The organism is Janthinobacterium sp. GW823-FHT06H09 (assembly GCF_058794735.1).
Genome location: NZ_JBXAHC010000006.1, coordinates 74,113 through 87,678, shown reverse-complemented (window position 1 = coordinate 87,678; position 13,566 = coordinate 74,113). Strand labels below are relative to the sequence as shown.

At 60.0% G+C, this 13,566-nt stretch carries 12 protein-coding genes; 2 read left to right on the top strand and 10 right to left on the bottom strand.

The features are described from left to right. Positions 1-13 precede the first annotated feature (13 nt). Both AC1Q6X_RS11545 and AC1Q6X_RS11540 read left to right on the top strand, forming a co-directional pair. Positions 14-2,071, top strand: a complete 2,058-nt coding sequence (locus AC1Q6X_RS11545; protein WP_492497053.1) for a methyl-accepting chemotaxis protein — start codon at positions 14-16, stop codon at positions 2,069-2,071. 225 nt (positions 2,072-2,296) lie between these two features. Continuing rightward, entirely contained in the window at positions 2,297-3,106 is an 810-nt protein-coding gene (locus AC1Q6X_RS11540; RefSeq protein WP_034751913.1) for a Crp/Fnr family transcriptional regulator, read from the top strand. Between the two features lie 65 nt (positions 3,107-3,171). On the opposite strand, the gene AC1Q6X_RS11535 is transcribed toward AC1Q6X_RS11540, so the two are convergent. The 10 genes from AC1Q6X_RS11535 to thrS form a co-directional block, all read right to left on the bottom strand. After that, positions 3,172-4,587, bottom strand: a complete 1,416-nt coding sequence (locus tag AC1Q6X_RS11535) for a sensor histidine kinase (RefSeq protein ID WP_409028376.1) — start codon at positions 4,585-4,587, stop codon at positions 3,172-3,174. A gap of 151 nt (positions 4,588-4,738) precedes the next feature. After that, positions 4,739-5,371: a response regulator gene (locus tag AC1Q6X_RS11530; protein WP_034783185.1), complete on the bottom strand. Its 633-nt coding sequence runs from the start codon at positions 5,369-5,371 to the stop codon at positions 4,739-4,741. A 210-nt stretch (positions 5,372-5,581) separates the two neighbouring features. Beyond that, on the bottom strand, positions 5,582-5,989 hold the full coding sequence (locus tag AC1Q6X_RS11525; protein WP_070217963.1) for a MerR family transcriptional regulator: 408 nt from the start codon (positions 5,987-5,989) through the stop codon (positions 5,582-5,584). 10 nt (positions 5,990-5,999) lie between these two features. Continuing rightward, entirely contained in the window at positions 6,000-6,347 is a 348-nt protein-coding gene (locus AC1Q6X_RS11520; protein ID WP_010399205.1) for an integration host factor subunit alpha, read from the bottom strand. 172 nt (positions 6,348-6,519) lie between these two features. Further along, entirely contained in the window at positions 6,520-8,946 is a 2,427-nt protein-coding gene (pheT, locus tag AC1Q6X_RS11515; RefSeq protein ID WP_492497050.1) for a phenylalanine--tRNA ligase subunit beta, read from the bottom strand. A gap of 78 nt (positions 8,947-9,024) precedes the next feature. Next, a complete protein-coding gene (pheS, locus tag AC1Q6X_RS11510; RefSeq protein ID WP_034751917.1) occupies positions 9,025-10,041 on the bottom strand; it encodes a phenylalanine--tRNA ligase subunit alpha in 1,017 nt (338 codons plus the stop codon). A gap of 145 nt (positions 10,042-10,186) precedes the next feature. Next, positions 10,187-10,546 carry a 50S ribosomal protein L20 gene (gene rplT, locus AC1Q6X_RS11505; RefSeq protein ID WP_010399214.1) on the bottom strand — a complete coding sequence of 120 codons (360 nt, stop codon included), beginning with the start codon at positions 10,544-10,546 and terminating at the stop codon, positions 10,187-10,189. Positions 10,547-10,572: 26 nt separating this feature from the next. After that, positions 10,573-10,770 (bottom strand): 50S ribosomal protein L35, encoded by a 198-nt coding sequence (gene rpmI / locus AC1Q6X_RS11500; RefSeq protein ID WP_038493025.1) that lies wholly within the window; start codon positions 10,768-10,770, stop codon positions 10,573-10,575. 227 nt (positions 10,771-10,997) lie between these two features. Beyond that, complete coding sequence (gene infC / locus AC1Q6X_RS11495; RefSeq protein WP_205711303.1) at positions 10,998-11,558, bottom strand: translation initiation factor IF-3; 561 nt, start codon at positions 11,556-11,558, stop codon at positions 10,998-11,000. Between the two features lie 12 nt (positions 11,559-11,570). After that, a complete protein-coding gene (gene thrS / locus AC1Q6X_RS11490; protein WP_071326353.1) occupies positions 11,571-13,478 on the bottom strand; it encodes a threonine--tRNA ligase in 1,908 nt (635 codons plus the stop codon). Between the last annotated feature and the right edge of the window lie 88 nt (positions 13,479-13,566).

Below are 13,566 nucleotides of genomic sequence, written 5' to 3'. Positions count from 1 at the left end.
CCCTGGAAACCCGATGAAAATCCTTCTCACCCCCGCCATCCGACTCATGCAGCGCTTGCGTCTGCTGCCCAAATTCATGCTTGTCTGCCTGGTCTTCCTGCTGCCGCTGGCGCTGGCGACCACCCTGCTGATCTCGGAGCTGGGCAAGTCGCTGGCCCAGGCGCAGGATGCGCAGCGGGGCGTGACCTATGTGCGCCAGTTGCAGGAAGGCACGCGCCTGCTGCAGCAGCGGCGCGGCCTCGAGCACTTGCGCCTGAGCGGCAAGGCAGGCATGGACAACACGGCCCTCAACGCGCGCATCACGGCTTCTCTGGCGGCCCTGGCGCGTTTGCCGGCGGGCGCCGGCCTGCCCCAGGCGGCCGAACTGACGAAACAGTGGCAAGCCCTGCTGGGCCGCCAGGCGGGCCTGGCGGCGCGCGACAGCTATGCGGCGCACACGGCGCTGCTGCGCCAGGCGGCCAAACTGGGCCAGCTGGTGGCCGACCGTTCGCACCTGAGCCTGGACCCGGACGCGGGCGCCAACCATCTGAGCGCCGTCTTCACCGCCACCCTGCCCGACCTGGCCGAAAGCCTGTCGGACATCGGCGGGCGCGGCGCCGCCTACATCGACACGGGCCTGTTCGAAGCGAACGAAGACCAGCTCGTCAACGCCAACGCCCTGATCGCGCGCCACGAACTGGAACGCCTGCCCTCCCGTTTCGACGAGATCCTTGCCGCCAGGCCGGAACTGCGCGCCAGCCTGCAGCCGGCCCTGAAAGCCGTGCCGGCCGCGCTGGCCTTCCTCGAACGCACGAAAAATGAAGTGACGAATTCCTACGACCAGACGTCGGGCGCGCAATTCCACGCGGCCGGCATGCAGGCGATCGACGCCCTGCACGCGCTCTCCGGCGCCTCCGCCACCGCGCTGGACGACTTGCTGGCGCAGCGCATCGCCCGCGACGAGGCGCGCCGCGCCCTGATCCTGGCGGCCATGCTGCTGGTGCTGCTGGCCGCCGCCTACCTGTGCGCAGGCTTTTATACCGCGTTCGCGCGCGACGTGACGCAATTGCGCGTGGCCGTCGGCGCGGCGGCGGCGGGCGACCTGTCGCAGAGCATCAACTCGCAGGCGCACGACGAGATCGGCGACCTGGTGCGCGACTTCGGCGCCATGACGCACGGCCTGGCCGCACTGGTGCAGGAAATCCGCGGCGGCGCGGCCGTCATCGCGGCGGCCGGCGCCGATATCGCCCAGGGCAACGCCGCCCTGTCCGGCCATACGGCCACGCAAGCGGACGCGCTGGGCGCCACCGTGGACTCGATGCGCGAACTGACGGCCACCGTGGGCCGCAACGAAGCCCACGTAGGACAGGGACGCACGCTGGTGGCGACGGCGGCCGACGTGGCCCTGAAAGGCGGACAGACCGTCGGCGCCGTGGTCGAGACCATGGCCTCGATCAAGGCCAGCTCGCACAAGATCGTCGACATCATCAGCGTCATCAACGGCATCGCCTTCCAGACGAATATCCTGGCCCTGAACGCGGCCGTGGAAGCGGCACGCGCGGGCGAACAAGGACGCGGCTTTGCCGTCGTGGCATCCGAGGTGCGCAGCCTGGCGCAGCGCTCGAACGAGGCGGCGCTGGAAATCAAGCGCCTGATCGGCGATTCCGTCGCCACCGTGGATGCGGGCGGCGACCTGGTCAATGCAGCCGGCAGCACCATGCGCCAGGTCGTTGACGCCGTGCAGCAGGTGGCCGTGGTGATCGGACGCATCAGCAGCGCCGGCGCCGAACAGAATGGCGAGATTACCCGCATCAACCAGGCGCTGGCGCAGATCGACGACATGACGCGCCAGAACGCGGGTCTGGTCGACGAGGCGCGCGCCGGTTCGCAGCGCCTGCACCAGGAAGGCGAAGCACTGACGCAGGCCGTGAGCCGCTTCCGCCTCGGCGAACACGAGGCGCCAAACGCGCGCCAGGCGCCCGCCGCGACCGTGCGCGACGGCTTGCCCAGCGTGCGTCCGGCCGGCCTGTGGAGCGCCAATAAACCGCGCGTCATATCACAAAATCGCGCAGAACGGCGCAAGGCTAGCTAGTCAAAAGTGTGCACGTAGGACAAGGACTACAATTTCGCCTCAAAAGAGACTACAAAGTGGCGACTGCTAATCTTATGTTCGCCACTTACATAAGCTCTTAAAGTAGCTACATCGCGATCTGCACCGCGCGGTCGAACAAAACGCCGTTATCACATGAGCACGGCAGCTTCTTTGACCAGCAACGCGGCAGTCGCACTCCGATGTAAAAAGCCTGTGAGGAATACTATGAACCAAACTCAACTTAGCACCCCGGTCCAGAAGAACCAGTTGCTGCCGCGCGCCATGCCGGCGGCCGGACGGGAAATCAAGCTTGCGTCGCGGGTTAGCCTCAGCAGTGCCCAACAGAATGAATTGCTGGCCGCCCTGCCGCGCGCCGCGCTCGAATCGCTGTTCGAAGACCTGGAACTGGTTGAACTGCCGTTCGGCAAGGAATTGTATGCCTATGGTAACAACCTGGAATATAGCTACTTCCCCACCACCGCCATCATTTCACTGCTGTATGTCATGGAAGACGGCGCCACGACGGAAATCGCCGTGGTCGGCCATGAAGGCGTGGCCGGTGCCTCGCTGCTGGCAGGCGAGCGCGCCATGTGCACGGCCGTCGTGCAAAGCGCCGGTTACGGCTACCGCCTGAAAACGCAAAGCCTGCGCGACGCCTTCAATCAAGGCGGCGCCCTGCCCCAGCTGCTGATGCGCTACACCAACGCCCTGTTTGCGCAGATGGCGCAGAACGCCGTCGGTGGCCGCCACAGCTCGATCGAGCAAAAGCTGTGCCGCTGGCTGCTGGACCGCCTGGACCGTTCGCCATCGAATGAATTGAAAGTCACGCAAGAGCTGATCTCGATCATGCTGGGCGTGCGCCGCGAAAGCATCACGGCCGCCGCCGGCAAGCTGCAGGAAGAAGGCTTGATCCACTATCGCCGCGGCAATATCACGGTGCTGGACCGCGCCGGCCTGGAATGCTATGCGGGCGAGTGCTACAAGGTCGCCAAGACGGAATACGACCGCTTGCTGCGAGACGTTTCACGCTGCTGATCGGGCAAGATAGTTAGCAAAATGGCCGGGCTGCATGCCCGGCCATTTTTTTATCTCAAGGAAAATTACGCTTCGGCATCCGCATCGATATCTTCCAGCTCCGGCGTCAGCGGCATGGGAATCACGGCCTCCACACACGTCCCCTTGCCTTCCGGCCCCTGGCGCACGGTAAGCGTGCCACCCAGCAGCAGGGCCCGCTCGCGCATGCCCAGCAAGCCGTGCGACATCGGTTTTTGCAGCGCATCTTCCGTGATGCCGATGCCGTCGTCGATCACGCGCAGCACCAGGCCGTGCTCGTTGCGCTTCAAGGTCACGCTGACCATGCCGGCCCGTGCATATTTGAGGATATTCGTCAGCGATTCCTGCACGATGCGGAACAGGGCGATCGTCAAGGTCGCTTCGCGGTTATCGATATTGATGGCCACGTCCGTTTCGCAGCGCACCGAGCTCATACGCGCAAAATCCTCGCAATAGCTTTCGATGGCGGCGCACAGGCCCAGGTTGTCCAGCAGACTGGGGCGCAGGTCTTCCACGATGCGGCGCTTCAGTTCCACCGTTTCCAGCAAGGTCGCCTTGGCATGGCGCAGCTGCGCGGCCAGTTCCGGCTGCGCATGCGCCAGTTGCTGCGTGACGGCGCCCAGGTCCATGCTGATCGAGGTCAAGTTGGCACCCAGTTCATCGTGCAGCTCGCGCGCCAGACGCGCTTTTTCCACTTCGTTGACACTGATCAAATGACGCGACAGCACGGATAACTGCTCGGTACGCTTGCTGACCGTCGATTCCAGGGTGTCATTGGCATTTTGCAATGCATACTCGACGGCTGCCCGGTTCTGGAAGCTGCGCCGCACCAGCTGGTAAAACATGATCAGCACGAGGATGGCCAGGGCATTGATGCCGATGCCGAGCAGCACGGCTTTCTGGTACTCATGATAAAAGGCGGCGCTGCCGGTCGACAGCGCTTCATTCTGCTCGCGCGTCATGATCACCACCTGCAGACGAATCTCGTCCATGGTGGCGCGGTCATCGGTCACGCGGGAAATGTTGACGATCTCGGCCAACCCGCCCTGCTTGTAGACGTCGATAGACTGTTGCAACATCGACATTTTTCGGCGGATCAGGCTTTTCAGCTGGCCCAGGTTTTTCAACTGGGTGGGACTGCCCGCGAGCAAGGTTTGCAGCTCGTTGAATTCGTTGTCGATCTCGGTGGCAGCGGTCTTCGACGGCCCCAGATAGGTTTCGGAGCCGGAAATGAAATAGCCGCGCAAGCTGCTTTCCGCATCGAGCACGAGCACGTTCAGATACTGCAGGCGGTCGGCCACGCGGGCGCTCTGGCTGAGCAAGGCATTCGTGCCCTTCAGCGACTCCAGGTTATGGTAAAGACTGAAACCATTCAATACAAGCAACAAGGCGCACGTCACGCACAGGATCGTCTTGTACAGGGGCAGGCGGTGATTCGGGGCCGGTTGAGCGGTGAAATACATCCTGGTGTGCATCCTTAGCAAGGTTCGGCGCGGGAGAGAGCGCCGGCGCCGGCCAATTATAGTCCTCGCCACAAACTGCTGCACTGCACAACATCAAGTCGTGCCCGGTTAGCTGGCTGAGCGATCATGTTTCCATGATCGCACCGCAGCGCTAGTCAAGCAAATTGTTTTTCATTGCGTAATAGGTCAAGTCGCTGTTCGATTGCAAGCCCATTTTTTCCATGATGCGCGTACGGTAGGTACTGACCGTCTTGATGCTCAGCGACAAGGCCACGCCGATATCGGACACGGTGGCGCCGCGCGCCAGGCGCAGGAAGACCTGGAACTCGCGGTCCGACAATTCCGTATGCAGGGCGGCATTCGTGTCGCGGTCGAACGACTGCGCCAGCAACTCGCCCACGGTGGAGCTGACATAGCGGCGCCCCTGGAATACGGTGCGCACGGCCGTCATCAGCTCGTCGGCTTCGCATTCCTTGTTCAGATAGCCATTCGCGCCCATCTTGAACAGATTCAGCGCATATTGCTGCGCGGGATAGCCGCTGAGGATCAGCACGGGCAATTCCGGCTGGCCCTGGCGGATCGTGCGCAAGGTATCGATGCCGCTCTGATCGGGCATGGCGATATCGAGCAGCAATACATCGCAAATTTCGCGGCGGGCGATATCGAGCGCTTCGCGCCCGGTACCGGCTTCCGCCACCACACTGAAGTCGCTTGACGACGAAAAAATCTGTTTGAACCCAGCTCGTACTATTTGGTGATCATCACAAATGGCAACGCGTATCATTGTTTCCCCTTAAATTTTCCTGGCCTGGGAAAGACTACCGGAACCTGAACGCTGCTCCGGCTTAGCGTCACTAACAAAAACGCAACATTAACATTATATTCAAAATATGGCGCGCCGTACGGTAGCGTCAGCACCAAGGCGGAGCGCCCATGCAGTATAGTCAACTTAGTCAACCGCTACCGGACAACCCGACCTATATTGGTACAAATCTTATTTTAGCAAGTTTAAAATCGCAATTAATTCATTGCGTATCCACACGCGGTCCAGCGGCGCTTCCTGCGGCACGGCAGGCATGGCCGGCAGCACTGGCAACTCGTCGGCGATGGCATGCGATGCGCCACGGCTGTCGAGCTTGTTGCGCGCGCCGCTGATGGTAAAGCCCTGCTCGTACAGCAATTCGCGGATGCGGCGTATCAGCAGCACCTCATGATGCTGATAATAACGGCGGTTGCCGCGTCGTTTGACCGGCTTGAGCTGGGAAAACTCCTGCTCCCAGTAGCGCAGTACATGCGGTTTGACGCCGCACAACTCGCTCACCTCGCCGATCGTGAAATAGCGTTTCGCCGGAATGGGCGGCAAGGGGGCGATCAACTCGGTTTTACTGATGCGCTCGTTCATCGCCACTCACTCAGGCAGCACGTGCCAGCGGACTGGTCTCTTCGACCATGCTTTTCAGCTTCTGGCTCGCATGAAAGGTCACGACACGGCGCGCCGTGATAGGAATCTCTTCACCCGTCTTCGGATTGCGGCCCGGCCGCTGCGGTTTGTCGCGCAACTGGAAATTGCCGAAACCGGACAGCTTGACGGCTTCGCCACGCTCGAGCGCATTGCGGATCTCGTCGAAAAAGGTCTCGACCATATCCTTCGCTTCGCGCTTGTTCAGGCCCACTTGCTCGAACAACAGTTCGGCCAGTTCCGCCTTGGTCAAGGTGGGTAAATCTTTTTCCGCTTCCTGGCGCACTTTGGCAACCAGCATGGCCCGATGCAAATCGGCGGCCAGTGCGGATTGCAGTACGGCGGAATCAACGTCGCTGTTATTAATTTTCCTGCCCTGCCTTTTCTGTGCGCCCGAGCCCGCCACATGGCAAGCTCGTCTACGATTGACGACGGAAAGGCCGTCACGCAAAAAGCGACGGCCAGTCCGGTAATTACGAACGCAGTTTCGCGTCGTGGCCCTGCTTGGCGGCATCGATCAGGACAGCCATCAGGCCATCGACCACATCGTCTTGCAGGGTGTTTTGAGTATCTTGCAAGCTAATCCGGAAAGCAAGGCTTTTTTCATCCGCTTCCAGACCTTTTCCACGATATTCATCAAATAAAACAATGGCTTGCACGATACGCGCCGCAGGGCTTGCCTTGGCGGCGGCATGGAAGCTGTCGAGCAGATCCTGGACGGCCACCGATTGCTTGACGACCACGGCCAGGTCGCGGCTGGCGCCAGGGAATTTCGAGATTTCCTGGTACACGGGCACGACTCTTTGCGTCAGGGCAGCGGCATCGACTTCGAACAGCACGGGCGCCAGCGGCAAGTCGTACTTTTGCATCCAGCGCGGGTGCAATTCACCGATGAAACCGATGACCTTGCCATCGAGTTCCACGTTGGCCGAACGGCCCGGATGCAGAGCCGGGTGTTCCGCCTTGGTGAAACGCAAGACCAGCGGCGCGAACAGCGCTTCCAGGTCCGCCTTCACGTCGAAGAAGTCGACCGTGCGGGACGGCTGGCCCCACTGTTCGTCGACCACCGCGCCGTAGGCCATGGCGGCAACGCGCTTGGGCTGGGCATAGCCGGCCACCGACAAGGGGCCGTTTTGCACGCTGTCGTCGCGCTGGTAAATGGCGCCCACTTCGAAGATGCGCACGCGGTTCGTCTTGCGGTTCAGGTTGTAGCGCACGTTGGCGATCAGGCTGCCGATCAGCGAGGAACGCATCACGCTCATCTGGCTGGCGATCGGGTTCTGCAATTTGATCGGATTCGTGTTGCCCGAGAAGTCGCGCTCCCATGCCGTATCGACAAAGCTCATGTTAACCACTTCCTGGAAGCCCAGGTCGGCCAGCTCATGACGTACCGCAAACAAGGAGCGGGTATTTTCTGGTGCAATCTGCATCACGTTCGCTGCCACGGGCGGCAAGGTCGGGATGTTTTCAAAGCCGTACACGCGCGCCACTTCCTCGATCAAGTCTTCCTCGATCTCGATGTCGAAACGGTAGCTGGGCGAGGTCACGGAAAACACGCCGTCGGCCAGGGTGAACGGCAGGGCCAGGCGCGTGAAGATATCGGCGATCAGCGCATCCGTGAGCGGCACGCCGATGACTTTTTGCGCGCGCGCCGTGCGCATGGTCACGGGCTGGCGTTGCGGCAGGTTCACTACATGGTCGTCGACGGGGCCGACGGTGGTGGCCGGCGTGCCGCAGATTTCCACGATCAGGGCCGTGATGCGCTCGATATGTTCGACGGTGGTGGCGAAATCGACGCCGCGCTCGAAGCGGTGCGCCGCATCGGTCGAGAAATTCAAACGGCGGGCGCGGCCCTGGATGGCGTTCGGCCACCAGAATGCCGCTTCCAGGTAGATGCTGTCCGTATCGTCCGACACCGAGCTGGCGTCGCCGCCCATGATGCCGGCCAACGATTCGATTTCCTGCTCATCGGCAATGACGCCGATCCACTCGTCGACGGCAACGGTGTTGCCATTCAACAGCTTGACGGATTCGCCCGCCTTGCCCCAACGCACGTCGAGGCTGCCGTGGATCTTTGCCAGGTCAAACACGTGGCTGGGACGGCCCAGTTCCAGCATGACATAGTTGGAAATGTCGACCAGGGCCGACAGCGGACGCTGGCCGCTGCGCTCGAGGCGCTGCTTCATCCAGTCCGGCGTGGCTGCCTTGGCGTTCAAGCCGCGGATGACGCGGCCCGTGAAACGGCCGCACAGGTCCGGCGCGCTGACTTTCACGGGCAGGATTTCATCGCTGGAAACCGGCACGGTGCGGAACTGCGGCGCATGCAGGGGCACGCCCGTCAATGCCGACACTTCGCGCGCCACGCCCAGCACGGACAGGCAGTCCGCCTTGTTCGGCGTCAACTTGATGGTGAATTTCAAGTCGTTCAAAGCAAAGTAATCGCGGAAATTCTGGCCGATCGGCGCGTCGTCCGGCAATTCCATCAGGCCGGCGTTTTCTTCCGACAATTTCAATTCGCGCGCGGAGCACAGCATGCCTTGCGACTCGACGCCGCGCAGCTGGCCCACCTTGATTTCAAACGGCTTGCCATCGGCGCCAGGGGGCAGCACGGCGCCCGCCATTGCGCAGACGACTTTCAAGCCCTGACGCACGTTCGGCGCGCCGCAGACGATGTTGAGCATGGTGCCCGTGCCGACATCGACCTGGCACACATTCAGGCGGTCCGCGTTCGGATGTTTTTCCATCTCCAGGACCAGGCCCACCACCACGTTCGAGAACGGGGGCGCGACAGGATCGACGTCCTCGACTTCGAGACCGGACATGGTCAGCAGATGGGCCAGTTCGTCCGAAGTCATCTTCGGATCGACCATGGTACGGAGCCAGTTTTCGGAAAATTGCATAATCAAGCCTTCAAATGGTCAAAGCTCACAGCGCGAGCGCACGGGCGCTCAAGCGCCATGAATCAAACGGAACAACGCTTAGTTGAATTGCTTCAGGAAACGCAAGTCGCCTTCATAGAACAGGCGCAGGTCGTTGATGCCATAGCGCAGCATCGTCAAGCGTTCCAGGCCGGAGCCGAAAGCAAAACCGATGAATTTCTCGGGATCGAGGCCGAAGTTCTTCACCACGGTCGGATGCACCTGGCCGGCGCCCGACACTTCCAGCCAGCGGCCTTTCAAAGGACCGGAGCCGAAGGCGATGTCGATCTCGGCCGACGGTTCCGTGAACGGGAAGTACGACGGACGGAAGCGCACTTGCAGGTCGTCCGTTTCAAAGAAGGCCTTGACGAAGTTCAGGTACACGCCCTTCAGGTCGGCAAAGCTGATGTCTTCGGCGATCCACAGGCCTTCGACCTGGTGGAACATCGGCGAATGAGTGGCGTCGCTGTCGACGCGGTAGGTGCGGCCCGGCGCGATGACCTTGATCGGCGGCGTGTGCGTGCGCGCATAGCGCACCTGCATCGGGCTCGTGTGCGTGCGCAGCAGCAAGGGCTTGCCATCGGTGTCGTTGCCATCGATGTAGAACGTGTCTTGCATGGAACGGGCTGGGTGGTTTTCCGGGCTGTTGAGCGCCGTGAAATTGGTCCAGTCGTTCTCGATTTCGGGGCCGTCGGCCACGTCGAAGCCGATCGAGCGGAAGATTTCCTCGACACGCTCCCACGTGCGCATCACGGGATGGATGCCGCCGGGCATGCGGCCACGGCCCGGCAGGGTCACGTCGATCGCTTCGGCGTTCAGACGGCCTTGCATCTGGGCATCGGCCAGCGCATCACGGCGCGCCGTCAGCGCGTCTTCGATCTGCACTTTGACGGCGTTGATCAGGGCGCCCTGCGCCTTGCGCGCGTCCGGGTCCAGCTTGCCCAGGCCCTTCATCATTTCGGTAATCTGGCCAGTCTTGCCCAGGTAGCGGGCTTTGGCGTTTTCAAGTGCGGCAGCGTCTGCGGCGGCGATAAAGTCAGCCTGGGCCGAGACGACGAGTTCTTCTAGGGAGTTCATGCGGCTTTTCCTGTTTTGGAAATCAATCCTGGATTTAGTAATCTAGAACCCAACAATCAAAAACGGAAACGGGGCATAAGGTTCACACCCCTGCCCCGCTCTTTATAACGTCACCCTGTGGATGACGTTGTGCAATGACCGATGCTTACGCAGCGATTTTTGCTTTCACTGCGTTGACAATCGCAGCGAATGCTGGCTTGTCCATCACAGCCATATCGGCCAGGACTTTACGGTCCAGTTCGATATTTGCTTTTTTCAAGCCGTTCATGAATACGCTGTACGTTACGCCATGCTCACGGGAAGCGGCGTTGATACGGGCGATCCACAGGCGGCGGAAAACGCGCTTCTTGTTGCGGCGATCGCGGTAAGCGTATTGGCCAGCGCGCATAACTGCTTGCTTGGCAACACGGTATACACGGCTGCGGCGACCACGGTAGCCTTTAGCTTGAACAAGAATCTTTTTATGACGGGCACGAGCTGTAACCCCACGTTTTACTCTAGGCATAGTAACTCCTTAAATTGAGTGTGAGATTAAGCAGTCGGCATCATGCGCATGACGGATGTGACATCCGATGCGTTGATGTTACGGGTACCGCGCAACTGACGTTTGTTCTTGGTGGTCTTCTTGGTCAGGATGTGGCGCTTGAACGCGTGACCCGACTTGACAGTTCCACCTGGACGCACGCGAAAACGTTTTTTCGCGGAGCTTTTGGTCTTCATTTTAGGCATAGCAATCTGTCCTCTTACGGACAGCTCCATTTATAACAGGATTGCAGGTGGCAACACGACGCTGCGCTTAGATGCCTGCTTTCACATGTTGTGCAGCGGATGCGAGTCCGCTACAGTTCACGCGGCCCGCACATTGCTGAGCGGGCCGCGCAAATTCTGCCTGGGGTTTGACGCCGCGCCAATGCTGGCACGCGCTGTGTCCACCCACAGTAAAACGCTATTGTAACTTACTTCTTCTTCTTAGGCGAAAGAACCATGATCATTTGGCGGCCTTCCATCTTCGGGAACTGCTCGACCTGGCCGTACGGCTCCAGATCGGCTTTCAGACGTTCCAGCATGCGGAAGCCAATATCCTGGTGCGCCATCTCACGACCGCGGAAACGCAAGGTGATCTTGGTTTTATCGCCGTCTTCAAGGAACTTGATGAGATTACGCAACTTGATATTGTAGTCACCATCATCAGTCCCCGGACGGAATTTGACTTCCTTCACGAGGATGATCTTTTGCTTCAATTTGGCTTCGTGAGCTTTCTTTTGCTCCGAATACTTAAATTTGCCGTAGTCCATCAAACGGCACACCGGTGGCTGCGCGGTAGGCGCAATTTCCACCAGGTCGACGTTTGCCTCTTCCGCCAGGCGGAAGGCTTCAGCCAAACTTACGATACCGAGTGGCTCGTTATCGACCCCGCTTAAACGCATTTCAGGGGCAGTGATTTCGCCATTGATGCGATGTGACTTGTCAGTAGCTATTGTAATTTCCTTTAAAAATCTTGTAAGACGGTCGTGCAGCGAGTTTCCTCGTCAGGCCTTGGTGTCGACTTCATGTTTGAGTCGCTCAATCAGGGCATCGACGGACATGACGCCCAGATCGACATTGCCCCGCGCCCGCACGGCCACTGTATTCGCATCCCGCTCTTTGTCGCCAATTACTAAGATGTAAGGCAATTTTTGTACGGAATGTTCACGTATTTTATAGGTAATCTTCTCGTTACGCAAATCAGCCTGTACGCGCAGCCCCGCTTTGCGCAGTTTTGTTGTTACTTCTTGTACATAATCAGCTTGGGCGTCGGAAATATTCAACACTGACACCTGCACCGGCGACAGCCACAACGGCATGGCACCCGCATAGTGTTCGATCAGGATGCCGATGAAACGTTCCAGCGAACCCACGATCGCGCGGTGCAGCATGATCGGCACCTGGCGCGTGTTGTCCACGGCCACGTATTCGGCACCCAGGCGGCCCGGCATCGACGGGTCGATCTGCACGGTACCCACTTGCCATGCGCGGCCCAGACTATCCTTCAGGTGGTATTCGATCTTCGGACCATAGAACGCGCCCTCGCCCGGCAATTCCGTCCACTCCACGCCGCAGGCGCGCAAGGCCGAACGCAGGGATTCCTCGGCGAAATCCCACGATTCTTCCGTGCCGATGCGGTTATCGGGACGCAAGGCCAGTTTCACGTCGATATTCGTGAAGCCGAATGCCGTGTACACATCCATCGCCTGCTGGTGGAACGCCGTCACTTCGCCGGCGATCTGCTCTTCCAGGCAGAAGATGTGGCCGTCATCCTGCGTAAAGCCGCGCACGCGCATCATGCCGTGCAAGGCGCCCGACGGTTCGTTGCGGTGGCATTGACCGAATTCGCCGTAGCGCAATGGCAAGTCGCGGTAGCTGCGCATGCCATTGTTGAAAATCTGGATATGACCAGGGCAATTCATCGGCTTCAGCGCATAGGCGCGGTTTTCCGATTCCGTGATGAACATGTTTTCACGGTAATTATCCCAGTGACCGGTTTTTTCCCACAGGCCACGGTCGAGGATTTGCGGCGCCTTGACTTCCTGGTAGCCGTTGACCTGGTACACATTGCGCATGTATTGCTCGACTTGCTGCCAGATCGACCAGCCTTTCGGGTGCCAGAAGATCAGGCCCGGCGCCTCTTCCTGGAAATGGAAGAAATCGAGCTGCTTGCCCAGTTTGCGGTGATCGCGCTTTTCCGCCTCTTCCAGGTTGTGCAGATACAGTTCCTGGTCTTCCTTCTTGGCCCAGGCCGTGCCATAGATACGCTGCAGCATCTCGTTTTTCGAGTCGCCGCGCCAGTAGGCGCCGGCCAGCTTCATCAGCTTGAACACTTTCAGCTTGCCTGTCGACGGCACGTGGGGGCCGCGGCACAAGTCCGTGAACTTGCCTTCGGAATACAGCGACACTTCCTGGTCGGCCGGGATCGATCCGATCAGTTCAGCCTTGTACGCTTCACCGATGCCCTTGAAGTAGTCGATGGCTTCGTCGCGCGCGACAACCTTGCGCGTGACTTGCTCATCCTTCTTGGCCAGTTCCGCCATTTTCTTTTCGATCGCGACCAGATCTTCCGGCGTGAACGGACGCTTGTAGGCGAAGTCATAGTAAAAGCCGTTGTCGATCACGGGACCGATGGTCACTTGCGCGTCCGGGAACAATTCCTTGACGGCATACGCCAGCAAGTGGGCCGTCGAGTGGCGAATCACTTCCAGGCCGTCGGCGTCCTTGTCCGTGACAATCGCCAATTCCGCGTCTTGCTCGATCAGATAGGAGGTATCGACCAGCTTGCCGTCAACCTTGCCCGCCAGGGCAGCCTTGGCCAGGCCGGTACCAATATTGGCCGCAACCTGGGCCACGGTGACCGGACCGTCAAATTGACGGGCGGAACCATCGGGAAGTCGGATTGTAAGCATATTGATCTCCATATCGGCGCTGGCGCCAGGTAAAACTGCAATGAATGGTGTGGACTGAAAAACTGAAAGGAAAACGCAGACGCAAAAA